Genomic DNA, 23,507 nt, shown 5'->3' with positions numbered 1-23,507 from the left:
GTCACTGATGAGAACGCGCTCGCCGCGACATAAGCGGCTTGACCTGGCTTTTCAGCCGGCCGTGTGAGCGACGCGATGAGCTGAAAATTTCATGCATTGATCGGTTAAGTTGCGGCGACGGCCGGCGACCGGCACCCGTCCCGGAAGGGATGGGCCGCCGGCCGCGCCGCTCTCGTCCCGGCACCGCCCGTCCGGGGCCGGGACGAGAGATCATCAGGACCCGGAGTTGTAGGTCCACTTCTGGTTCGCGCCGCCGTGGCAGGTGTAGAGCTGCAGGCCGGTGCCGTTGGCGGTGCCCTGGCCTATCGCGTCGAGGCACAGGTTCGACTGCACGCCGGTGATGGTGCCGTCGGAGTTGATCCGCCACTTCTGGTTGTCGCCGCCCCAGCAGGAGTAGATCTGGATGCGGGCGCCGTTGCTGCTGCCTCCGGCGTCCAGGCACTTGTTGCCGTAGACGCGCAGCTCGCCGGAGTCGGTCAGGGTCCACTGCTGGTTGGTGCCGCCGTTGCAGTCCCACAGCTGGACGGCGGTGCCGTCGGAGGTGGAGCCGTTCGGCACGTCGATGCAGCGGCCCGAGCCCTCGCCCTTGATCTGCCCCTCGCCCTCAACGGGCGGCTCGGTGCTGCTGCCGCCGTTGAGCGCGTTCAGCACCGCGGTGTAGGCGGCCTTCTTGTTGCCGTTGCCGTCGAAGAGCAGCGCGCTGGCCTGGGAGCCGAGCCAGGAGTCGGTGTCGCGCACGCCCCAGACCGTGATGCCGGTGCAGCGCGGCACCGCCAGGCAGTCGTTGACGACGCTCGCGTACGTCGAGGCCGAGCCGCCCTGGATGTCCAGCTCGGTGATCTGCACGTCCACGCCCAGCGCCGCGAAGCTCTGGATGGTCGTCCGGTAGTTCGGGTTGTACGGGCTGTTGCTGTTGAAGTGGGACTGCAGGCCGACGCAGTCGATCGGCACGCCGCGGGACTTGAAGTCCCTGACCATGTTGTACACGGCCTGTGTCTTGGCCCAGTTCCAGTTGTCGATGTTGTAGTCGTTGTAGCAGAGCTTGGCGTCCGGGTCGGCGGCGCGGGCGGTGCGGAAGGCCACCTCGATCCAGTCGTTGCCGGTGCGCTGCAGGTTGGAGTTGCGCCGGGCGCCCGAGTTGCCGTCGTCGAACGCCTCGTTCACCACGTCCCAGGCGTAGATCTTGCCCTTGTAGTGGCCCACCACGCCGTTGATGTGGTTGATCATCGCCTGGCGCAGGTCGTAGCCCTCAAGCTGCTGCATCCAGTACGGCTGCTGGTTGTGCCAGGCCAGGGTGTGCCCGCGGACCCGCTTGCCGTTCTGCACGGCCCAGTTGTAGATCCGGTCGCCGTTGCTGAAGTTGAACTGCCCCCGGTTCGGTTCGGTGGCGTCGATCTTCATCTCGTTCTCGGCGGTGATCATGTTGAACTCGCGGTTCGCGATCGTCGTGTACTGCGAGTCGCCGAGCTTGCCCGCGGCGATGGCGGTGCCGAAGTAGCGGCCGGTCTGTTCGGCCGCCGCGGCGAGCGTACTCTCCGCCGCCTGCGCGGGGGTGGCCAGCGTCATTGCCGCGACCATGCCGGCGGCGCCGATCGCGCTGATCAGACCGGTGATCAGCGCGCGTCTGCGCCCGCCGGACTTTCGGCCGGTGGGCCGGGACGGTCGGGACGGTGGGGACGATGGGGACGATGGGGACATGGCGTCGACGCTCATGCCTGAGCCTCCATGTACATATCGGGGGGAAGGGAGTCCGCGGAGACACCCGCGACATCGGCGCACGCGGGAACGCCGCGGCGTCGAGACGGCGTCCCCTGCCGCCACCACCGTTCTGGCAGGGGAGATCGTCGTGCGGTCTCAGTGTGGGAAGCACTCCGAAAGTTGTCAAGGATTCAGAGAAACTTTCGGGAACCGCCTGGTCGTGCGCGGCCGCCATATCGTGGCCGAACTCCACTTCAAGACCTTGAAACTTTCGGAGGGCAGGCGTCTCCCGTGAAACTTTCACACCTCGCGGAGAGCCGTCGGCGTGCGTAACGGCAGGTGAACGCGCTGAACCCGGCTCTCGCGCGGCTCCCGGCCGCCCCGAGGCCCTTGACAGGATGTTTCGGTCTCAGGTTTGCTCCGTCCGCCACCACCTTTCCTACGCCCGGGGAGACCCGGGTACCACTTGTTAGCGCTAACAGCACACGTCCGCCGCCGGAGACGGCGACCCCCCAGAAAGGACGTACGGCTATGAGAAGGTGCGCCGGCCTGACGGCCGGTCTGGTGGCGCTCGTCGCGGCGCTCGCGACGAGCCTGGCCATGTTCGTGACCGCCGCCCCGCGCGCGTCGGCGGCGACGCTGACCGAGGTGACGAACTTCGGTGACAACCCCGGCGGTCTGCGCATGTACCTCTACGTGCCGGACCGGCTCGCGGACCGGCCAGGGGTGCTGGTGGCGATGCACGGCTGCAACGGCTGGGCGCAGGGCTTCCACCAGGGCACGGAGTTCGCCTCGCTCGCCGACCGCCACGGCTTCATCGTCATCTACCCGCAGGCCAACAAGAGCGCCAACGGCATGTCGAACTGCTTCGACGTCTGGTCGAACGAGGCCCTGCGCCACGGCGGCGGCAGCGACCCCGTCTCGATCGTCTCCATGGTGACGTACGTGCTCCAGCGCCACGGCGCCGACCCCGAGCGCGTCTTCGCCACCGGCTTCTCCTCCGGGGCGATGGAGACGCTCAACCTGCTCGCCACGTACCCGGACGTGTTCAAGGCCGGGGCTCCGTTCGCGGGCGTGCCGTACAGCTGCCTCGGCCCGACCGGCTGCGGGGACAAGTCGCCGCAGCAGTGGGGCGACCTGGTCAGGAACGCCTACCCCGGCTACAGCGGTCCCTGGCCGCGCGTGATGGCCTGGCACGGCACCAACGACTCGGTGCTGCCGTACTCGATGCTGCAGGAGGAGGTGGACCAGTGGACGAACGTGCACGGGTTGAGCCAGACCCCGACCTCCACCGACAGCCCGCAGTCCGGCTGGACCCGGCGCGTCTACGGCTCGGGGCAGGTCGAGGCGTACACGATCAACGGCGCCGGCCACGACCTGCCGCACACCGGGATGGCCGCGTACGCCATCCGCTTCTTCGGCCTCGACGACGGCGGCAGCACCGAGCCGCCCGTTGAGGGCGAGGGGCAGATCAAGGGCGAGGGCTCGGGCCGCTGCATCGACGTGCCGAACGGCTCCACCTCCGACGGCACCGCCGTCCAGCTGTGGGACTGCAACGGCGGCACCAACCAGCAGTGGACCCTGACCGACTCCGGCGAGCTGCGCGTCTACGGCAACAAGTGCCTGGACGCCGGAGGCAGCAGCAACGGCGCCCGCATCCAGATCTACTCCTGCTGGGGCGGCGACAACCAGAAGTGGCGGATCAACTCCGACGGCACCATCACCGGCGTGCAGTCGAACCTGTGCCTCGACGCGATAGGCCAGGGCACCGCCAACGGCACCGGCCTGCAGCTCTACACCTGCCACGGCGGCCCCAACCAGCGGTGGTCGCACACCTCCTGAACGAACCCCTGGACCCGCCCGCGCCGGAAGCAGAGGACGACTTCCGGCGCGGGCGCAACCTTTTGTGCGGCGCGCCAGCCAGACCCCTGTGCGGCGCGCCAGCCAGACCTTTTCAGGCGTGTCAGCCGGGCTTCGGCCGGCTGCGCCGGGCGTAGGCGCGGGCGGCGCGGGCGCGATCGCCGCAGCGGGTGGAGCACCAGTGACGGCGGCCGTGGCGCAGCAGGTAGCGGTTGCAGGGGGAGGAGTCGCAGGTGATGAGGCGCTCTGCGTCGGGACCGGTGAGCAGGTCGGCCGTATTGGCGGCGAGGGTCGCAAGAGCGTGGTCCAGCACCTCGTTGACGGGGCACGGTGCCGCGCGATAGGGGCCGCGCTTCTCGTCCCAGTACAGCAAGGGGGCCGTGGGGGCCCTGGTCAAGGCGTCGTTGACGGCGGCCAGAGCCGCGGGCAACGCGGGCAGCCCGGCGACGCGGGCGGCGAGCAGCGCCCTGACATGTTCGCGCAGTGAGCGCAGCTGTGTGACGCACATCTCCTGGACCCCGGCGCCGGGCGGGGCGAGGCCGCGTTCGGCGAGCCACCGATTCGTCGACTCCGGGGTGCCGAGGAGATCGATGAACTGCCCGCCCGGCAACGCGATGGCGCTGTTGGCGAAGTCGAGAGCGACGTAGTCCGCCGCTCCCGGTGCGGGCGGCGGCACGGACTCGGCGGTCACGGTCTCCCTCATGTCTCTCATGGTACGGCTTGCAGCCATCCGTGAGACACGTCTACATTGCTCACGGATTAAGCGTCCCTTATCCGTGAGGTGTTGGAGATGACTGACAGCAGCAGGACCGCCGAGCAGATTCCTGTCCGCGTTCTCGGCGGCCCGACCGCCCTTTTCGACTACGGAGGTCTCCGCTTCCTGACCGACCCGACCTTCGACGGTCCCGGGGACTACGAGGTCCCGGGCGGACGGCTGACCAAGACGGCCCCCTCCGCCGCCGTACCGGGCGACCTCGGCCGCATCGACGTGGTCCTGCTCTCGCACGACGAGCACCCCGACAACCTGGACGACTCCGGCCGGGCGCTGCTCGCCGACGTCCCGCTCACGCTCACCACGCCCGGAGGCAGCCGCCGCCTGGGGCAGGGGGCCAAGGGGCTGGCGGACTGGCAGGCGATCGAGCTGGACCGCCCCGGCGGCGGCACGATCACCGTCACAGGCGTGCCCGCCATTCACGGACCGGGACCGCGCGAGGAGGTCGAACCGGTCACCGGCGAGGTCGTCGGCTTCGTCCTGACCGGGGCGGGTCTGCCCACCGTCTACGTCAGCGGCGACAATGCCTCGCTCGACGCGGTCGAGCAGATCGCACGCCGCTTCGCCCCGATCGACACCGCCATCCTGTTCGCCGGCAGCCCCCGATTCGCGGTGCTCTTCGACGGCGAGCCGATCGTTCTCGACAGCGCGCGGGCCGCCGAGGCCGCCAAGATCCTGCGCGCCCGGCGGGTGGTTCCCGTCCACTACGACAGCTGGGCCCACCTCACCGAGGGGCGCGACGCGCTGGTGGCGGCCTTCGCCGCCGCAGGGCTGGCCGACCGGCTTGACCTCGCCCGGCCGAGCTGACCGGGCAAGCATCGCCAGGCCGGCCGCCGGACACCGGGTGCCAGGCGTGGACACCTACCTTGCCGCCTCGGCCGGCAGCAGCCGGGCGGTCGGCCGGCTCCGCCTTCGTGCGCGCTTGCCCGGGGCCGCCGCGGCGGCCTCCATCCGACCTCTACCGAAGGTGCCTTCTCGTGAGATCTGGTGTGCCTGCAACGATGGGGGACATCCCGCGCCTCCAGGCTCAGCGCCGTGCCCTGATCGTCCTGGTGACCGCGCAGATCCTCAGCGGTCTCGGACTGGCGGCGGGCGTGACCGTCGGCGCCCTGCTCGCGCAGGACGTGTTCGGCTCCACCGGCCTCGCCGGCCTGCCCAGCGCCGTGGGAACCGCCGGTGCCGCGCTCGCGGCCGTCGCCATCGGGCGCCTGTCGCAGGCTCGCGGCCGCCGCTCCGGGCTCGCCGCCGGGTACCTGGCCGGTGCCGCCGGCAGCGCGGGCGTCATCGCGGGCGCCGTCGTCGGCAGCGCGTTCCTGCTGCTCATCGCCCTGTTCGTGTACGGCGCCGGCACGGCGGCGAACCTGCTGGCCCGCTATGCGGGCGTCGATCTGGCCGCTCCCGCCCACCGAGCCCGTGCCGTGTCCATCGTGCTGGTCGCCACCACCCTGGGAGGGGTGGCCGGGCCCAACCTCGCCGCGCCCTTCGGCGACGTCGCCGCCGCGCTCGGCGTCCCCGAGCTGGCCGGGCCGTTCCTCCTCTCCGGTGCCGCGTACGCGGTGGCGGCCGCCGTCCTGGCCGTCTGGCTGCGCCCGGACCCGCTGCTGCTGGCTCGCGCTCTCGACGCCGAACACGGCGCCGCGGACTCCGGCGACAGACCTGGCGACGCCGCCGACCCGGCACGCCCGGCGACCGTAAGGCGCCGCCCCGGCGTGCCGGTGGGTGCCCTGGTCATGGTGCTCACCCAGCTGATCATGGTCGCGATCATGACGATGACGCCCGTGCACATGCGCGACCACGGTCACGGTACCGCCGCCGCCGGTCTGGTCATCGCCCTCCATATCGGCGCGATGTACCTGGCCTCGCCCCTGACCGGCTGGCTCGTCGACCGCTACGGCCGTCTCACGATCGCCGTCGCCTCCGGGCCTGTTCTCCTGATCGCCGGAATCGTCGCCGCCACCGCCCCCGCGGGCTCCGTGGCCGCGTTCTCCGTGGCCCTCGCCCTGCTGGGACTGGGCTGGAACTTCGGCCTGGTCGCCGGCACCGCGATCGTCGCCGACGCCGTCCCGCCGGACGTCCGCGCGCGCACGCAGGGCATGGTCGACACCGCCATCTCCGTCGCCGGTGCCGCGGGCGGCATGCTCTCGGGCGTCGTCGTCGCCGTCGCGGGCTACCCTCTCCTCGCCATCGGCGGCGGTGTCCTGGCGGCGGCCGTGCTGGCGGCGGTGGTCATGGCGGCGGGGGTCTCCGCCGCGCGCAGCCGGTGAGCGGCGGGCAGGACGGCAGGGCCGCGCCGGGCGGCTCGACCGTTCGGGATCGAGCCGCCCGGCGCGGGAGCTCCACTCGGTGTCTTCGGGGTCAGCGCGCGTTCTTCGAGGTGGGACCGGCCTCGTCGATGATCTTCTTGGCCTCGTCGGGCAGGTCGCCGGCGGTGACGGTGGTGTTGTCGCGTACGGTGTTGCCGCGCTCGCCGTCCACCAGCCCCGTGATGGCGGGGTTCGTCGTGTAGTTGCCGGTCAGCGTGATGTCGCCGGTGCGGTTGCCGTTCTGGTTGTTGGCGTGCGCCCACTGGGCGGCGGTGCCGACGAACACGTTGCGGCTCGCCGAGATGTAGCGGGAGCCCTCGTCGAAGTACAGGCCGAGCTGTCCGCTCTTCTCGCAGTAATTCTGCTCGATGCGGCTTCGGGGCATCGCGGAGAGGGTGTAGATGCAGCCGGCGTCGAACATCGTGTGCACGACGTCGCGTACGTGGTTGCCCACGACCGTGACCTCGCTGGACGTGGTCGGCGTGTCGTAGATGGGCTGGAAGTCGTACAGGCCGCGGTTGATGTACTCGGGGCTGCCGCCCGGGTCGTTGGCGCCCCAGCCGAAGCCGATCCCGATGCCGGTGTACGGCATGTCGGCCACCTCGTTGTGCTCCACGGTCAGCCGCGTGACGTAGCTGGCGAAGATGCCGTCCTGGTCGAGGAACTCGCGGGCGGTGGAGTAGATGCGGTTGCCGCTGATGCGGATGTCCTTGTTGACCATGCGCGGGTCGGACGGGTGGTGCGCGTCGGGCCGTACACCGCCGACGACGATGCCGCCACCGGCGCTCGCGGTGAACGTGCTGCCCTTGACGGTCACGTTGTGCGCGCCCAGCCCGACCCCGGTGGCGTGGGCGTTGGCGTCATTGCCGATGCCGAGCCCGACCGAGCCGAGGTTGACGAACGTGTCGCCGGTGAACGTGATGTTCTCCGCGGCCGACACCTGCACCGCGGCGGGCGCCTGCGACCAGTTGTTGCGCGCGCCCTCGAAGCCCTTACAGCCGAAGGCGCACGAGGTGAACGCGTCCTGCGGCCGGTGCTCCTGTACGCCGGCGATGAACGTGCCGGTCTGCTGGTTGGCGTAGCCCTCGTTGGTGCCGGGCTGCAGCCACGTGGTGCCGGTGAAGGTCAGCCCTTCGAAGCGGAGGTTGCGGGCGGGCTCGTCGTACGTGCCGCCGATCTCCAGCAGCCGCTCCAGGCGGGGCAGCTCCACCCGCGCACGGGACATGTCCTGACCCGGCAGCGGCTTGTAGTAGACGGTCCCGGCGCCCCGGTCCAGGTACCACTCTCCGGGCTCGTCGAGGAACGCCCGGGAGTTCTGCAGGTAGAAGGTGGGGGTGCGCAGCGGGGACTGGATGGTGTCGTAGCCGAAGGTGTTGTTGTCCCAGGCCGGCTGCTGCATGACGACCGTGGTGCCGGAGATGCGCTGCACGGGCGCGAAGCGGTTGGTGAACGACAGCTTCGCCTGCAGCTCGATGCGCTGCTGGTCGGGCAGGCCGGCGAGGTAGGCCAGATCGGGGTCGTCGAGGGTGAAGCCGGTCGCGGTGAGCGTGATGGCGTCGCGGGGCAGCTCGATGCGGGCCCGCTGGGCCAGCGCGCCGTCCACGTAGAGCTGCCGGCTGTCGGCGTCCGTGCCGACCTGCGCCTTGTAGACGCCCTTGTCGGGGTCGTCGAGCGTCCAGCCGGTGACGGGACGGGCGCCGCTCAGCACGGGCTCGGCTCCCCGCGCGGCCTTCCAGGTCACCATGTGCCCCTTCTTGCCGGAGTCGGCGGGGCCGAACCGCAGCGGCTCGGTCAGCCGGTACGTGCCGTCGAGCAGCTCGACGGTGACGTCACGGCCCTCAGCCGCCGCCGCGCGGGCCCGGCGCTGCGCCTCCTGGAGGGTGGCGAGCGGCCTGCCGGCGTTGCCGGGGCCCCGGTCGTCGGCGTTCTCGGCGCCGGTGGGCGCGACCACGATGGTCCGGGCCGGTGCGGCCTGGGCCGGTCCGGCGGCGGGACCGGCGATGAGCCCGCCGGCGATCAGTAAGGCGGCGGACGCCATGGCGGGCGTTCGCCTGCGCGACACGATGGGTGGACGCACGGTTACTCCCTTTCCTGTGAGTGCTGTCATGACGGGGGACTGAACAGCCGCAGCCCGGCGCGCTCCGGCCGCACGTCGGGGGTGCCGTCTCGCGGCAGGGGAGGCGTGGCGATCGCGGTCTCGTCGACGGTGATGCCGAGGCCCGGCGAGTCGCCCAGGACGAACGCGCCGTCCTCGACGGTCACGTCCACCGAGATCCCGAGCGGCGGACGCAGGTCCTGCAGCTCGCTGACCAGGTGGTTCGGCACCGACGTGGCGGCGTGCAGCAGCCCGACCGGGGTGGTGCCGATCGGGCTGACCGGCAGGTCGTGGGCGTGCGCCAGCGTGGCGACGCGCAGGAAGTGGGTGACGCCCCATACGGCGGCGGCCTGGACGACGTCCACCGCGCCCGCGGCCAGCAGCGGCCGGTACTGGTCGAGGCCGGTGAGGTTCTCGCCCGTCGCGACCGAGGCGCGGACCCCGCGCCCGACGGCGGCCAGCCCTTCGGCGTCCCAGCGCCGTACCGGCTCCTCGATCCACGTCAGGTCGAGCGTGCGCTCCAGCTCGGCGACGTGCCTGACCGCCTGCTTGCGGTGCCAGGTCTCGTTCGCGTCGAGCATCAGCGCGGGCCGCGCGCCGCGCCCCGCCTCGGTCAGCACGTCGCGGACCAGCTCCAGGCGGCGCCGGTCGCGGTCGATGTCGAGCCCGCCCTTCAGCTTGGCCGCGCGCAGCCCGTGCCGGGCGTACTCCTGGTGCACGCAGACGAGCTCGTCGTCGGTGAGCGCGATGTCCAGCCCGGAGGCGTACGCGGGCACCCGCCGGTCGCGGCCCCCGAGCAGCCGCCACAGCGGTTCGCCCGCCGCCTGCGCCTTGATGTCCCACAGCGCGGTGTCGAACGCGCCGATGGCGCCGAACACCGCGCCCGCGTGGCCGGCCTTGAACGTCCGCCGCAGCATGCGGTCGTAAAGCGCGGTGACGGCGCGCGGATCCTCGCCCTCGATCGCCGGGAACACGGCGTCGAGGTGGGCGTGCGGCCCGAGGCCCACGCCGGTGATCCCCTCATCGGTGTCCACCAGGACGATCGGCACGGCCACGTTCCCGTCGGCGTGCACACCGTTGGCGTCCCCGACGGGGCGGCCCCACGCCTGCACCGTCGTCAACGTCCGATACCCCGAGATTCGCATGTCAGCCCTTCGTAGAGCCGGCGGTGACCCCGTCGGCGATCTGGCGCTGGAGGAACAGATAGATCAGCAGGACGGGTATCGCGGCGATGAGCACCCCTGAGGCGAACTGGGGGATGTTGTCGGAGTACTGCCCGCGCAGCGAAGTGACACCGACCATGAGCGTGCGGTGTTCCGGCGACGGCATCATCAGCAGCGCGATGAGCACGTCGTTCCAGCAGAACAGCGCGTCCAGGATGCCGACGGAGAGCAGGGCGGGAGCGCCGAGCGGGATCATGATCCGCCGGTAGACGCCGTAGGTGGAGTTGCCGTCGATGCGGGCCGCGTGCACGATGTCGGCCGGGATGGTCCGATAGTGGCTGGTCATCAGGAAGACCGTGAAGGGCAGGAACTGCGCGACGTACGCGAGGATCAGCCCCGGATAGGTGTCGATGAGCCCGGTGTCGGCCATCACCTTGACCAGCGGCACCATGATCACCTGGAACGGGATGAACAGCGCCGCCAGGCAGCCGAGGAACAGCGCCGACGAGCCGCGGAAGCGCAACTGGCTCAGCGCGAACCCGGCCATCGACCCGAGGAGCAGCAGCACCACCACCGACGCCGTGACCACGATGAGCGAGTTGGCGAAGTAGCGCGCCATGCCGACGCTGCTCCACGCCGCGGCGACGTTGTCGAGGTGCAGGCCACTGGCAGGGGAGAACCGGTCGAGGATGTACTCCCGCCGGGTCTTCACGGCCACGTTGGCGGTGAACACCAGGGGATAGATGGTGGCCAGCGCGAGCAGCGCCATCGGTACGGCGGCCAGCCACCGGCCCAGACGCAGGACGGGCATCAGTCCTCGCTCCCCGCCCTGCGCAGCAGCGCCACCTGCGCGACGCCGACCACGAGCATGATGAGGAACAGGACCGTGGAGGCCGCCGAGGCGAGCGCCGGGCGGTTCATCTGCCCCTGCTGGATCCACACGTAGAACTCCGGCAGGTACGTCGAGCCCTCCGGTCCTCCGCTGGTCATGATGTACAGCAGGCCGAACATGGACGTCAGCATTCCGATCATGGTGGTGACGACGACGAACTGGATGGTGCGCGCCAGCCCCGGGATGATGACGTGCCAGATGATCCGCGGCAGCGACGCGCCGTCGATCCTGGCGGCGTCCAGCAGGGCGGCGTCGAGGGTGGAGAACCCGGCCAGGAAGACCACCAGCGCCATGCCGAACGTCGCCCAGATGTGCACGCCGATGACCGTGAACTTGGCCAGCGCGGGGTCGCCGAGCCAGTCGACGGGCCCGAGGCCGAAGGCGGCGAGCGCGGTGTTCAGCGGGCCGTCGTAGCCGAGCATCAGGTTGAAGATCGCGCCGACGATCACGGGGGAGAGCACGGCGGGGAAGAAGTAGACGCTGCGGAAGAACCGGTGGCCGGGCACCTTCAGATAGATGAACGTGGCCAGCAGGCCGGGGATCGCCACCGCGACCGGCAGCAGCAGCACGAGCAGCCCGACGTTGCCGAGCGCGGTGCGGAACAGCGGGTCGCCCAGCAGCTCGGCGTAGTTGTCGAAGCCGACGGGGGTGCCGTTGCGCTCGCCGTCGCCGGTGAAGGAGAAGTTGACGCCCAGCACCAGCGGCCACAGCCGCAGCGCCACGATGATGAGGACGGCCGGCGCCACCAGGACGAAGGGCGCCAGCCGCTCGGCCCTCGCTCCCCGCGGCAGCCCCGGCCGCCCGTGCCCGGTCCGGCCGGGGCGCAGCGCGGGTGAGGTCGTTCCGACCGGCACGGTCAGCTCGCCTCGTCCGCGGCGGCCAGCTGCCGTACGACGTCGTCCACACCGGCCGATCCGCTCAGCAGCTGCTGGGAGAGCCGGCCCATCAGGTCCAGGACCTTGCTGGACAGCGCGACGTGCAGCGCGGGCTTGCCGCTGGTGATCTGCGGCACGATCGCGGCGACGGCCGGTGCGTCCTGCGGGGCGGCGATGGTGGTGTCGGAGGTGATCGCGCCGGCGTCGGCGGAGAAGGCGGTCAGCGCGGCGGTCGAGGTCAGCGCCCGTACGAGGTCGGCGGCGAGCGCCGGATCCTTGGTCGTCTTGGCCACGCCGTAGCCGATGCCGCCGTCATAGGGCAGGACGGGCTCGGCATCGCCGGTGACGACGGGCGCGGTCATGACGCCGACGTTGTCCGGGCCGAGGAACTCGCCGAAGTCCTTCCAGTGGCCGACGTCCGACATCAGCCCGATCACGTGGGCGGCCTTGCCGGTGTCGAAGAGGGCGAAGGCGTCGTTGAACAGCGCGGTGGAGTTGGCGCCGTCGTTGTTCAGGCCGTCGTCCTCGGCCTGCTTCCAGAGCCGGAAGATCTCCTTGACGTGGGGCGAGGTCCAGTCGCGCTTGCCCGCGATCCAGTCGTCGTACTCCTTCGGCGTCAGGATGCCCGGTCCGAGCCCCGACATGAAGAACTGGATGCCGAAGCCCTCCTTGTTGCCGAGCGCGAAGCACCTGGCGCCGGTGGCCTTCTTGATGGCGGCGCAGCCGCGGACGAACTCCTCCCACGTCTTCGGCGGGTTCGCCGGGTCCAGCCCGGCCTTGGCGTAGATCGCCTTGTTGTAGTAGACGGGGTGGCCCTGCAGCGTCACCGGGGCGGCGTAGATCGTGCCGTCCTTGCTGAAGGCGTCCCAGCCGGCCAGCCGCTGCTTGTCGGGGGCCACGTACCGGTCGAGCGGCAGCAGCATGTCCACGCGATCGCGCAGCTGCCCGCCGCCGTTGAAGAGCATGACGTCGGGGCCCTTGCCGGACTGAGCCGCCGTGCCCAGCAGCGTGTAGTACTGGTCGTACGGCTGGGCCACGAACTCGACGGTCACGTCGGGGTGCTTGGCGGCGAAGTCGGCCTTCGCCTTCTCGAGGTAGGACGCCACGCCCGGCTCGCCGGACTTCCAGTCCCAGACGACGAGCTTGTTCGTGGTGCTTTCGGATGAGGGCCGCGCCGGTGCGGCGCTTCCGCAGCCTGTCAGGGCCAGCCCGACGGCGAGCGCGGCCGCCCAGAGGCTTCGCTGCTTCATGGCTTCACTCCCCAGAGCGCGGTCGGCGTCCCCGGCCGCATGCCACGAAAACGTAACTCGTATGACGTATTACGTCAATGGGGGTGGCCTATACTGGCGGGGCGCCGCCCCGGCGGCGGCGCTGGTGTGGAGGGGGATATGACGGCGTCGCAGGAATCGCCCGGGGGCGTCTCGGTCCCGCCCGCGTGGGTGCGCAGGCCGGCCAATCTCGCCAGGGCGGTGACCGCGGAGCTGGTGGAGCGCATCGTGCGCGGCGTGCACCCGTCCGGCACGCCCCTGCCCCCTGAGCCCGTGCTGTGCGAGACGTTCGGGGTGAGCAGGACCGTCGTCCGCGAGGCGGTGAAGATCCTGCAAGAGAAGGGCCTGGTGCAGGTCAGGCAGGGCGCCGGCACCATGGTCACCCCGTCCACGTCGTGGGACATGCTCGACGAGCTCGTGCTCGCGGCCACCATTGACATGGACGAGAGCCTGGCGATCCTCGACGACCTCGTCGTCACGCGCCGCCTGCTCGAGTCCGACATGGCCTACCTCGCCGCCCGGCTGGCCGGCGAGGAGACCATCGAGAGGCTGCTCGCCCTGGTCGATCGCATGGACGAGCTGGTGGACGACCACGTCACCTACGCCGACCACGACCGGGCCTTCCACGATGTGATCATGCAGGCGTCCGGCAACCGCATCGCCAGGGCCGTCGTGCGCGCGCTGGAGAGCCAGGTCATCAACACCGCCCGCTACATGGGCGACCCCCAGCGCGCGCAGTGCGTGGCCTCCAACCAGGGCCATCGCCGCATCTACGAGCGCATCGCCGCGCACGATCCCGAGGGCGCGAGCGAGGCGATGTTCACGCACATCACCGAGGCGTGGCTGGTCCGCCGCAAGGCCTCCAGCGCCCCGGTGCGGTTGCAACGCTAGCCCCTGGCCTCCCGTCCCGACTGCCGCAGCGACATCACCGCCCAGGGCGCCAGCTCGACGTCGAGCTTCAGCACGCCGTCGTCGGGCACGGTCAGCGTGTACGCGCGCAGCGAGTCGGCCACCCTGCCCAGGTGCTCGCGCTGCGCCCTGGTGAGGTTGAGCGGCGCGCCGAGGGCGTACCACGCCTCGGCGACGTTGCCGTGCTCCCAGTCGAGCACCTCGACGAGGAACGTGCTGCCCGGCTCCAGGCCCTCGATCGTGTGGCGGATACGGCGGCTCGGCCCGACGGCGGCCAGCTCGCGGGTCGCCGCGTACGTGCCGCGCGCGCTCAGCCCCTTCAGCCCCATGCCGTCCGGGTAGTTGAAGAACACCGCCGACACGGCCGAGGTGCGGCTGTCGCGGGTCACCACCCCGTCGGGCGTGGCGAGCAGCAGCCGGTCGCCGAGCCGCTCCAGCATGGTGAACGCGTGGTAGGTCGGCTTGTGGACGCCGTCCTCGTTGATCAGGCCGAACCCGCCGTGGAACGGTCCGATGCCGGCCCCGCCCTCCTCGAAGACGTCGGTGAACGTCCAGTAGGAGATCGAGTCGGCGAGGGACGCGCACTGCAGGTACGAGCGGGTGATGGAGGTGGCGGCGAACACGGTGTCGTGGATGAAGTCGCGCGACGACGGCGAGGTGGACCACTCGGTGATGTGGATCTCCGCGTCGGGGTAGGCGCTGTCGCGCAGCAGCGCGCGCAGCAGGGTCAGGTCGTCGTACGTGGCGTCGGCGTACCGGGTGATCTGCACCGCCTGGCCGTCGGCGCCGTAGGCGTAGTCGGTGGGGTAGAGGTGCGTGGAGACGAAGTCGACCGGCAGCTCGCGCTCGGCGCACCAGGCGAGGAAGTCCTCGATCCACACCGGCCGCCAGTCGAGGGCGTCCACGTCGGTCGCGGCGGCCGTCTCCACCATCGCCGAGCGGTCCTCGGTCTCGCCCTTGTAGCGGTCGTCCGGCACGAAGACGCTGGTGGAGGGGCCGCCCACCTTCAGCTCGGGGTCGATCGCCTTGATCGCCCGCACGGTGGCCTCGTACAGCTCGAAGTACTGGGTCTTGGTGCCGGTCCAGAAGTGGGGGACGAGGTTGGGCTCGTTCCACACCTCGAAGCGCCACCGGCGCACCTCGTCCAGGCCGTACCGATCGACCCAGTGCTCGACCGTCCTGGTGACGAGCTCGGCCCAGCGCGCCATGTCCTTGGGCGGGCTGCAGTGCGCCCGCCACCAGAACAGCGTCTCGGTCTGGGTGGCCAGCTCGCGCGGCATGAAGCCCAGCTCCACGAACGGGCGTACGCCCTGCTCCAGCAGGAAGTCGAAGACCTTGTCCACGTAGGAGAAGGTGTAGACGGGGGAGGGGAGCGGGCTGTTGGGGCCGAAGCCGCCGCCGTAGCTCTCCCGGTAGACGAACATGTCGTCGTGGAAGAGGCCGTGGAAACGCACGTACTTCACGTTGAGTGCGGCGGCCACCTCGGCGAACTGCCGCTGCCAGTCCGCGCGCAGGGCCTCGTTGGCCCGCCCGGCTCCGATGCAGGCGCTCCACACGTGCGGGAACGCGGTCTCGTCGCGCTCCTCGCCGTCGATGAGCAGCCGGGATGCGGGCACAGCGTCGCTCGTCATGGTCTCGCTTTCATTCGAATGAGCAGGAAAACAACAGGAGAGGGTTCAGCCCTTGACGGCGCCCACGGTCAGGCCCGACTGCCAGTACCGCTGCAGGCAGAGGAACGCGATGATCAGCGGGATGATCGTCAGCAGCGACGAGGTGATGACCAGGTTCTGCACGAGGGCGCCGTTGCCGGCCGACGAGCCGAGCTTGTTCCACTGGTTGATGCCGACGGTCAGCGGATACCAGTCGGGATCCTTCAGCATGATCAGCGGCAGGAAGTAGTTGTTCCAGATCGACACGAACGAGAACAGCAGCACGGTCACGCCCGCCGGGGCGAGCAGCGGCAGCGCGATCTGCAGGAACGTGCGGAACTCCCCGGCGCCGTCGATCTTCGCCGCCTCCAGCAGCCCGGTCGGCACGGCCTCGGCGGTGAACACCCACATCAGGTACAGCCCGAACGGGTTGATGAACGACGGGATGAGGATCGCCCACGGGGTGTCGGTCAGGCCGAGCTTGGCGAACAGCAGGAACTGCGGGATCGCCAGCGCGATGCCGGGCACCGAGATCGACCCCAGGATGACCAGCAGGAAGATCCGCTTGCCGGTGAAGTGCAGCTTGGCCAGCGCGTACCCGCCGAGCGCGGCCAGGAACGTGGAGACGGTCGCGCCCACCACGACGTACAGGACGGTGTTGAGCAGCCACCGCGAGAAGATCCCGTCCTGGTAGGTGAAGACCCCGACGATGTTGTCCCATAGCGCGAACTCGCGGCCGGGCGCCAGCCCGAACGTCGAGACGAAGTCCGCCTGCGACTTGGTCGCGTTGATGACCAGCCACACCAGCGGCAGCAGGCAGTAGAGCGTGAACAGTCCGGTCATCACGGTGAGCGTGGTGCTCTTGCGCGGGTTGTCCACCGTGTAGAGCCGGGGGCCCCGGCGGAGCGTCCTCGCCGCGGCCGGAGCGCTACTGGTCGCTTGCATTCCTCAGCCCTCTGATCTGTACGGCGTAGGCGACGGCGATCGTGATAGCCGCCATGACGAGCGCCAGCGCTGCCGCGTACCCCTGCTGCGAGCCGGTGAAGGCCAGGTTGTACGCGTACAGGTTCGGCGTGTAGAAGCTGGTGACGCCGCTGTTGGCCACCATCGTCGGCAGGATCTGCGGCTCGTTGAACATCTGGAACGTCCCGATGATCGAGAAGATCACGGTGACGACCAGGGAGCCGCGCAGCGCCGGCAGCTTGATCGAGCGGACGATCTGCCACTCGTTCGCCCCGTCGATCGCGGCCGCCTCGTACAGCTCGCGGGGGACCGCCTTGAGCGCGGCGTAGAAGATGAGCATGTTGAAGCCGGTGAACGCCCACGTCACCATCACGCCGATGGAGATGAGCGTGGTGTCGGGGGTGAACGGGTCGATGTCGGTGCCGAGGGCGTCGTTGAGGCTGCCGAACAGGCCGTACTTGACGCCGAGCAGGAACCCCCACATGAGGGTCGCCACGATCGCCGGCACCGCGTACGGCAGGAAGATCGTCACCCGCAGGAACCGCGCGCCGTGCAGCCGCCGGCTGTCCAGGGCGAGCGCCAGCGCCGTCGCGAGCAGCAGCATGATCGGCACCTGCACCAGCGTGAAGCCGGCGACGCGCCCGACGCCGTCCCAGAACTGCGGGTCCTGGAAGAGCTTGGTGTAGTTGTCCAGGCCGACGAAGACGTTGCCTCCGACCAGCTTGTCCTGGAAGAGGCTGAGGTAGGCGGCGTACGCGATGGGCACGATGAACACCAGCGCGAACAGCGCCGCGAAGGGCGCGATGAACGCCAGCCCGGTCTGCGACCGGCGCCGCCTGCGCGCCGGTGCGAGTGCCTGGGTCATGTCGGAGTTCCTTCCGGTTCCTGCCGGGGACGAGGCCCGCCCGTCCCCGGCACGAGTCCGCTAGTCCACCTGGAAGCCCTGCTCGTTGCCGTACTGGATGCAGCGCTGGCGCCACTGCTCCAGGATCTCGGCGAGCGAGCCCTGGCCCGAGGTGTAGTACGGCGAGGCCAGGTCGCCGTAGATCGAGCGCGCATACTCGAAGAACGGCGGGAACTGCCAGTCGGAGGGGACGATCTCCGTGGCCTCGGCCAGCACGGCGCCCACCTTCTGGTCGCCGAAGTACTCGTTGGGCTTGCCGGTGAAAGCTTCGTTCTCCAGCACCGAAAGGTTCGGCACGAACGCGCCGGCGTCGACGCGGGTCTGCAGGCCGTCGCCGTGCGTGAAGTACTCCAGGAAGGCGAAGGCCGCCTCCTTGTGCTCGGCCGCCGCGGGGATGCCGAAGGAGCTGCCGCCGTTCGCGGCGCCGACCTTCTGGCCCTTCTCCCACTGCGGCATCAGGGCCACCTTGAAGTCGCCCTTGGCCTCCGGCGCGCGTTCGGGAAGGGTCGAGGTCAGCCAGCCGCCCATGGTCTGGGTGGCGAGGGTGCCGTCGTTGAGCGCCCGGTTCCAGTCGTCCGACCAGCCGGTGATCTTGGTGTTGATCAGGCCCTCGTCCAGCATCCTCTGCCAGAACGCCACGGCCTTGGTGGTGCCGGGGTCGCTGAAGTCGATGTGCACCTTGGTGCCGTCCACCTTGAACGGGCGGCCGCCGGCCTGCCAGATGAGCGAGAGCAGGAAGAAGATGTCGCCGGTGTCCTGGGCGATGTAGTAGTCGTCGCCCAGCTTGCGGATCTTCTTGGCCGCCTCGTAGTACTCGTCCCACGTGGCCGGCGGCTCGTCGATGCCGGCCTTCTTCAGCGTGGCCTCGTTGTAGAACATCGCTGACGGCCCGTAGTCGGACGGCAGTGCGTAGACCTTGCCGTTGACCGTCACGTCGTTCCACGCGGCGGGCACGTAGTCGCTCTTCAGTTTGTCCGCGCCCAGCTCGCCGAGGTCGGTGAGCTTGCCGGGGACCGCGAAGTACGGCACCGCGAAGTACTCGAACATCACCAGGTCGGGCACGCCGGATCCGGCCTGGATGGCGTTGTCGAGCGCCTTGTACTCGTCCTGCGACGAGCCCGCGTTGACGACCTCGACCGTGATGTTCGGATGCGCGGCCTGGAAGCCGGGTACGGCGCGTTCGACGGTGCCGTCCCAGCTCCAGACGGTGATCTTGACCTTCTCGCCGCTGTCCGCGCCCTCGGCGCCCGCCGTGCTGGAGCCGCCCGAGCACGCGGTGAGCGCGAGCATGGGTGCGAGTGCCGCGCAGAGGAGCTTGAGCTTCCGGGAGAGCCGCATGGGGTCTCGCCTCTCGTCCTGAGCCGGTTACGAAATTATTTCGCAACATGTTCGGTGTTGCGAGGACATTAGGTGTCCTGTCTGTCCGGTGTCAACGGGTAAATCGCGATGCGATCCAGGGAGTCCGAGGCACGTGGTAGGTTGCGAAATAATTTCGTAGAGCCTGAAGGGAGCCCTGGATGGGACGGCGAGGTCGTTCCGAGCGCGTCACCCTGGCCGACGTCGCCCGGTTGGCCGGCGTCTCGCCGACGACGGCCTCGAAGGTGCTCAACGGCCGCAGCGACGTGGGCGCGAAGACCCGCGAGCTGGTGCTGGGCGTCATGGCCGAGATCGGCTACAAGCCCACGGCGGCGCGGCACGAACGGCCCCGCGACAACACGCTGGTCACGGTGCTCGACATCGTCGAGTCCCGGTATGCGGGGACGGTGCTCCAGGGCATACTGAAGGCCGCGACCGCGGCGCAGGCCGAGCTGCTGCTGCGCCTGCCGCCCAGCGAGCCGGTCAGCACCAGCCGCGCGGCGGCCCGCTCCTGGCTGGAGGATCAGAAGGCGTCCGGAGTCGTCGGTCTCATCGCGCTGGCCGTCGCCGTACCCGACCCCGTGATCGAGGCGGCCGAGGACGTCGAGCTGCCCATCGTCACCATCGATCCCATCGACACCACCGAGTCGCGCTTGGTCAGCATCGGCTCCACCAACTGGGCGGGCGGCCGCTCGGCGACCGAGCACGTCATCAAGCTCGGCCACCGCCGCATCGGCTGGATCGGCGGCCCGCTCGGCTCGGCCCCCTCATTGGAACGTTTTCACGGCTACCAGGCCGCGCTCGACTCGGCCGGCATCACGCCAGACCGCGCGCTCATCCGGCACGAGGCGTTCGCCGTCGAGGCCGGGCAGCGGCACGGCCGCGAGCTGCTCACGCTCCCCGACCGGCCGACCGCCATCGTCGCGGGCAACGACGAGATAGCGGTCGGCGTGCTGGCCGCGGCCGGTGAGCTGGGCATCTCCGTGCCCGGCGAGCTGTCGGTGACCGGCTTCGACGACACCCCGCAGACGCAGTGGACCACCCCGCGCCTGACGTCCGTCCATCAGCCGCTGGTCGGCATGGGCAGGATGGCCGTCGAGACCGTGCTCGGCATGGCCGAGGGCGTGCAGCCCGCCTCCCGGCATCTGCAGCTCGCGACGAGCCTCAGCATCCGCGACTCGACCGGGCCCGCTCCGTCCTGATCACCTGGTCAGTCACAGTTCGGTCATCACCGAAATTTACTCTTGTTTTTCGCGAACGTTATTGCTTACGTTGTCGTCGCAAACGTAACCGATAACGATTGCACCGAGTGAGGCGGTATGGCCGTGGGCGGCGGTTCGCCCGTGACGATGAGTGACGTGGCCAGACTGGCGGGCGTCTCCACCACAACGGTCTCACGCGTGGTCAACGGGCGGTACGGCGTGAGCGCCAGCACCATCGCCCAGGTCCGCTCGGCGATCGAACGGCTCGGCTACGAGTCGAGCCTGGTGGCCTCCAGCCTGCGGCGCCGCAAGACGGACGTGCTGGGGCTGGTGACGCACAGCTTCCAGTCCTACACGGCCGAAGTGCTCAAGGGCGTGATGGACGCGCTGCGCCAGTCCGGCCTCGACCTGATCATCTACGCCGACAGCGACCTGTACGGCACGTACGCGGAAGGCTGGGAGCAGCGGCACCTGTCCCGCCTCGCGGGCACGCTCACCGACGGGTGCATCGTGGTCACGCCCTCGGGCGAGATCCGCAGCAGCACACCCGTCGTCGCCATCGATCCCGCCACCGACTCGACGGTGCCCTCGGTCACCGCCGCCAACTTCGAAGGCGCGACCGCCGTGGTGGAGCACCTCATCGAGCTCGGGCACCGGCGTATCGGCTTCATCGCGGGCCGCTCGGAACTGGTCGCCTCCCGCTCCCGCGAGGAGGGCTACCTCCAGGCGCTGGCCCGCGCCGGCATCCCCGCCGACCCGGCGCTGATCGCGAAGGGCGACTTCCACCCCGGCTCCGCCGCGCCGCTCGCGCGGGCACTGCTGGAGCGGCCCGACCGGCCGACGGCGATCTTCGCGGCGAACGACGACATGGCGCTGACGACCCTGGAGGTCGCGAAGGACCTCGGGCTCAGCGTGCCCGGCGACCTGTCGGTGGCCGGGTTCGACGACATCCCGGAGGCCGCGCTGGCAGAACCCGCGCTCACGACGGTCGACCAGTCGGTCTACCGGCTCGGCTACGAGGCCGCCCGCATGCTCAAGGCGCTCGTACGCGGCGAGTGGGACGGCCCCCACCAGATCGTGTTACCGGCCCGCCTGGTCGTGCGCCGCTCCACCGCACCACCGAGAGCGGCGATGTGACCACGTTCGGTAACGAAGGCCCGCGCACCTGACACCCGCGGCCACGGGAGTCAGGTGGGCAAGCGGATCCACACGACGGATTGGAGGTGCGAAGCACACCAACCATCAAGTGTCCATCGCACGAATCAGGCCGACCAGCACAGCGTCAACCACGGTCGGCCATCAAGGGAGTTTTTGCATGCCTTCTTTACTTTATCACGGCAGGTCACGCCACCCAGGCGTGCTGAGGATCACCGCCGCGATCACCGCGGGGCTCATCGCGATCGCCGCCGCGGTCCTCGCACCGCGCCCGGCCCTTGCCGCCACACCGTGGCTGGACGTCTCCGACGACCGCTACGCATCGTTCACCGTCCCGGTCTCGGAGGTCGAGGCGGAGGCGGGCGGCTCGGTCTCGCAGGTCCTCATCGAGGGCAACTTCGGCCCCTCCTTCACGTGGGCGCAGTTCGGCCTGACCCTGCGCGGGCAGGCGTTCACCGGCGTGCTCGGCCCGCTGCCGCCCGGCCTGTACACGTACCAGGTCACGGTCAACGGGACCAAGGGGCTGAAGGACCCGACGAACGGCACCCGCGTCGCCTCCAAGCCGCTGTGGAGCACGTTCTTCGTGCCGGGTGACGAGGCCGCGCTGCTCGCCGACGTGCCCGAGGGGCAGGGCGGCAACGTCGAGACCCTCGCCTACGGCAGCGGCGGCGAGCAGCGTTCCGCCCTGGTCTGGACGCCGCGCGGCTACACCGGCAAGGGCAAGAAGCTGCCGGTGCTGTACCTCAACTCCGGGAACGGCATCGCCGCGAGCGACTGGCTCGACCTCGGCAGGGCCAAGCAGATCCTCGACAACCTCTCCGCCCGCAAGGCCATCGAGCCCATGGTGGTCGTCTTCAGCGACGGCGAGGCCGGCAAGGAGCTGCGCACGGCGGTCGCCGACCGCTACAACGTGCACGGCGGCCCGGCGCACCAGGCCATCGCCGGCGCGGGCGAGGGCGGGTCGCAGGCGCTGCGCGCCGCGCTCGGCCACCCCGCCGAGTACGACTACGCCGGCTCGTTCTCGGGCCTGCTGACCGAGGCGAACGGCCCCGCCCGCAACCTCAAGCTGCTGCGCCTCTACACGGGCAACGTGACGGACCCCGCGTACAACGCGACCGTCAAGCTGACGAAGGCGCTGGACCGCGCCCGCGTCAAGTACGAGTTCGACGGCGTGAACCCCGACGCCGGTGCGAACTGGAACGCCTGGCAGGAGAACCTGATCGACTTCCTGCCGCGGCTGTTCCGCAACGTGCGCGACCACGGCCCGAGCAAGGGGCACGGGAAGCTGAAGGGTGAGTTCACCCCGCCGCCGCCCGGCACCACGCCGACGCCGTTCCTGAGCGACGACGGGTTCGTCACGTTCGAGACCACCACCGAGTTCGCGAACGCCCAGCAGGTCACGGTGTGGGCGAACTGGGCTCCCGGCGGAAGCTGGCTGCGCGTCCCGCTCGCCAAGGCGGGGGACCGCTGGCGCGGCACCGTCGGCCCGCTGGAGCCGTGGTTCTACCACTACCGGCTGATCGTGGACGGCACCGCGGTCAAGGACACCTCCAACCCGACGAAGGTCACCTCCGAGCCCACCTGGAGCACGTTCCTCATCGAGGGCGAGCGTTCCAGGCTGCTCACCGACGTGCCCGAGGGCAAGGGTGGCAAGGTCGAGGAGCTGACCTACCACAGCAACGTCGTGAACCAGGAGCGGACCTCGCTGGTGTGGACTCCGCCGGGCTACGACCCCGACCGCGCGGAGCCGTACCCGGTGTTCTTCCTCCAGCACGGCGGCGGCCAGAGCTACACCGACTGGACCGAGATGGGCCGGGCCAAGCAGATCCTCGACCGTCACTTCCTGGACGGCAACCTCGTCCCGATGGTCGTGGTGATGAGCAACGGCAACGTCCCGGACTTCAACGCCGAGCTGCTGGAGAACGTCGTCCCGGCGGTCCAGGCCCGCTACAACGTCTCCGACGACCCGTCCCAGCAGGCCCTCGCCGGCCTGTCGATGGGCGGCGGCCAGACGTACGGCGTGCTCAAGGCGCATCCCGGCAGGTTCGCCTACATCGGGGTGTTCTCGGCCGGGTTCGGCAGCGCCGAGGGCGTCGACGCCGAGGCGATCAACCGCGGCACCAAGATGCTGCGGCTGTACATCGGCGACCAGACGGACTTCGTCTACCCGTCGTTCCAGGACACCCTGGCCACGCTGGACCGGCTCGGCATCCGCTACGAGTTCGACGGCGTGACCCCCGGCCCGCACGGCTGGGACGTCTGGCAGAAGAACCTCATCGATCTGGCACCACGCCTGTTCAAGCGCTGAGCACGGCGTCCCGGCCGGGCAGTGACCGGCCGGGATCGTGTTAGCGCTCACACGAGGACCGGCGAAGGACGGGGCACGGACGCCATTCGTGCCCCGTCCACGCCGATCACTCCGCCCCACCGGTGGCGCACCACC

General features: G+C 70.1%; 18 protein-coding genes. 7 read left to right on the top strand and 11 right to left on the bottom strand.

Annotation, left to right across the window (positions count from 1 at the left end):
• Positions 1-213: 213 nt before the first annotated feature.
• Positions 214-1,566: an endo-1,4-beta-xylanase gene (locus tag ACFMQL_RS36250; protein ID WP_378789308.1), complete on the bottom strand. Its 1,353-nt coding sequence runs from the start codon at positions 1,564-1,566 to the stop codon at positions 214-216.
• 663 nt (positions 1,567-2,229) lie between these two features.
• Between ACFMQL_RS36250 and ACFMQL_RS36245 the strand changes: the two genes are divergently transcribed.
• Positions 2,230-3,540 carry a PHB depolymerase family esterase gene (locus tag ACFMQL_RS36245; protein WP_378789306.1) on the top strand — a complete coding sequence of 437 codons (1,311 nt, stop codon included), beginning with the start codon at positions 2,230-2,232 and terminating at the stop codon, positions 3,538-3,540.
• Positions 3,541-3,661: 121 nt separating this feature from the next.
• Here ACFMQL_RS36245 and ACFMQL_RS36240 read toward each other — a convergent pair whose 3' ends face one another.
• Positions 3,662-4,261 carry an ABATE domain-containing protein gene (locus ACFMQL_RS36240; RefSeq protein ID WP_364050225.1) on the bottom strand — a complete coding sequence of 200 codons (600 nt, stop codon included), beginning with the start codon at positions 4,259-4,261 and terminating at the stop codon, positions 3,662-3,664.
• 87 nt (positions 4,262-4,348) lie between these two features.
• Here ACFMQL_RS36240 and ACFMQL_RS36235 point away from each other — a divergent pair, with 87 nt between their 5' ends.
• Positions 4,349-5,137 carry an MBL fold metallo-hydrolase gene (locus ACFMQL_RS36235; protein ID WP_378789304.1) on the top strand — a complete coding sequence of 263 codons (789 nt, stop codon included), beginning with the start codon at positions 4,349-4,351 and terminating at the stop codon, positions 5,135-5,137.
• A 170-nt stretch (positions 5,138-5,307) separates the two neighbouring features.
• Positions 5,308-6,594 carry an MFS transporter gene (locus ACFMQL_RS36230; protein ID WP_378789303.1) on the top strand — a complete coding sequence of 429 codons (1,287 nt, stop codon included), beginning with the start codon at positions 5,308-5,310 and terminating at the stop codon, positions 6,592-6,594.
• Between the two features lie 91 nt (positions 6,595-6,685).
• Here ACFMQL_RS36230 and ACFMQL_RS36225 read toward each other — a convergent pair whose 3' ends face one another.
• From ACFMQL_RS36225 to ACFMQL_RS36205, 5 genes are read right to left on the bottom strand one after another with little or no spacing between them, the layout of a single operon-like run.
• On the bottom strand, positions 6,686-8,710 hold the full coding sequence (locus tag ACFMQL_RS36225) for a right-handed parallel beta-helix repeat-containing protein (RefSeq protein WP_378789301.1): 2,025 nt from the start codon (positions 8,708-8,710) through the stop codon (positions 6,686-6,688).
• Between the two features lie 26 nt (positions 8,711-8,736).
• Entirely contained in the window at positions 8,737-9,873 is a 1,137-nt protein-coding gene (locus tag ACFMQL_RS36220; RefSeq protein ID WP_364050236.1) for a mandelate racemase/muconate lactonizing enzyme family protein, read from the bottom strand.
• A gap of 1 nt (position 9,874) precedes the next feature.
• The gene (locus tag ACFMQL_RS36215) at positions 9,875-10,702 is read right to left on the bottom strand and encodes a carbohydrate ABC transporter permease (protein ID WP_364050239.1); all 828 of its coding nucleotides are present in this window, start codon (positions 10,700-10,702) and stop codon (positions 9,875-9,877) included.
• Positions 10,702-11,637: a carbohydrate ABC transporter permease gene (locus ACFMQL_RS36210; protein WP_378789300.1), complete on the bottom strand. Its 936-nt coding sequence runs from the start codon at positions 11,635-11,637 to the stop codon at positions 10,702-10,704. The genes ACFMQL_RS36215 and ACFMQL_RS36210 overlap by 1 nt, the downstream gene beginning before the upstream one ends.
• Before the next feature lie 2 nt (positions 11,638-11,639).
• Positions 11,640-12,908 (bottom strand): extracellular solute-binding protein, encoded by a 1,269-nt coding sequence (locus tag ACFMQL_RS36205; RefSeq protein WP_364050245.1) that lies wholly within the window; start codon positions 12,906-12,908, stop codon positions 11,640-11,642.
• A gap of 138 nt (positions 12,909-13,046) precedes the next feature.
• Between ACFMQL_RS36205 and ACFMQL_RS36200 the strand changes: the two genes are divergently transcribed.
• Positions 13,047-13,817 carry a FadR/GntR family transcriptional regulator gene (locus tag ACFMQL_RS36200; RefSeq protein ID WP_364050248.1) on the top strand — a complete coding sequence of 257 codons (771 nt, stop codon included), beginning with the start codon at positions 13,047-13,049 and terminating at the stop codon, positions 13,815-13,817.
• On the opposite strand, the gene ACFMQL_RS36195 is transcribed toward ACFMQL_RS36200, so the two are convergent.
• The 4 genes from ACFMQL_RS36195 to ACFMQL_RS36180 are packed head-to-tail and all read right to left on the bottom strand — an operon-like array spanning position 13,814 to position 18,689.
• Positions 13,814-15,466 (bottom strand): beta-xylosidase, encoded by a 1,653-nt coding sequence (locus ACFMQL_RS36195; RefSeq protein WP_378789298.1) that lies wholly within the window; start codon positions 15,464-15,466, stop codon positions 13,814-13,816. The genes ACFMQL_RS36200 and ACFMQL_RS36195 overlap by 4 nt on opposite strands.
• 45 nt (positions 15,467-15,511) lie before the next feature.
• On the bottom strand, positions 15,512-16,429 hold the full coding sequence (locus ACFMQL_RS36190; RefSeq protein WP_364050254.1) for a carbohydrate ABC transporter permease: 918 nt from the start codon (positions 16,427-16,429) through the stop codon (positions 15,512-15,514).
• Entirely contained in the window at positions 16,413-17,312 is a 900-nt protein-coding gene (locus tag ACFMQL_RS36185) for a sugar ABC transporter permease (RefSeq protein ID WP_364050257.1), read from the bottom strand. The genes ACFMQL_RS36190 and ACFMQL_RS36185 overlap by 17 nt, the downstream gene beginning before the upstream one ends.
• Before the next feature lie 60 nt (positions 17,313-17,372).
• A complete protein-coding gene (locus ACFMQL_RS36180) occupies positions 17,373-18,689 on the bottom strand; it encodes an extracellular solute-binding protein (RefSeq protein ID WP_364050260.1) in 1,317 nt (438 codons plus the stop codon).
• A gap of 179 nt (positions 18,690-18,868) precedes the next feature.
• Between ACFMQL_RS36180 and ACFMQL_RS36175 the strand changes: the two genes are divergently transcribed.
• The 3 genes from ACFMQL_RS36175 to ACFMQL_RS36165 all read left to right on the top strand — a co-directional run bounded on the left by ACFMQL_RS36175 (position 18,869) and on the right by ACFMQL_RS36165 (position 23,372).
• A complete protein-coding gene (locus ACFMQL_RS36175; protein WP_364050263.1) occupies positions 18,869-19,909 on the top strand; it encodes a substrate-binding domain-containing protein in 1,041 nt (346 codons plus the stop codon).
• A gap of 156 nt (positions 19,910-20,065) precedes the next feature.
• Entirely contained in the window at positions 20,066-21,046 is a 981-nt protein-coding gene (locus ACFMQL_RS36170) for a LacI family DNA-binding transcriptional regulator (protein WP_364050266.1), read from the top strand.
• Positions 21,047-21,224: 178 nt separating this feature from the next.
• Positions 21,225-23,372, top strand: a complete 2,148-nt coding sequence (locus tag ACFMQL_RS36165; RefSeq protein ID WP_364050269.1) for an alpha/beta hydrolase-fold protein — start codon at positions 21,225-21,227, stop codon at positions 23,370-23,372.
• Positions 23,373-23,507 lie beyond the last annotated feature (135 nt).

It is taken from the genome of Nonomuraea fastidiosa (assembly GCF_042751225.1).
GTDB lineage: Bacteria > Actinomycetota > Actinomycetes > Streptosporangiales > Streptosporangiaceae > Nonomuraea > Nonomuraea fastidiosa.
This window is presented reverse-complemented; position numbering and strand designations above follow the sequence as displayed.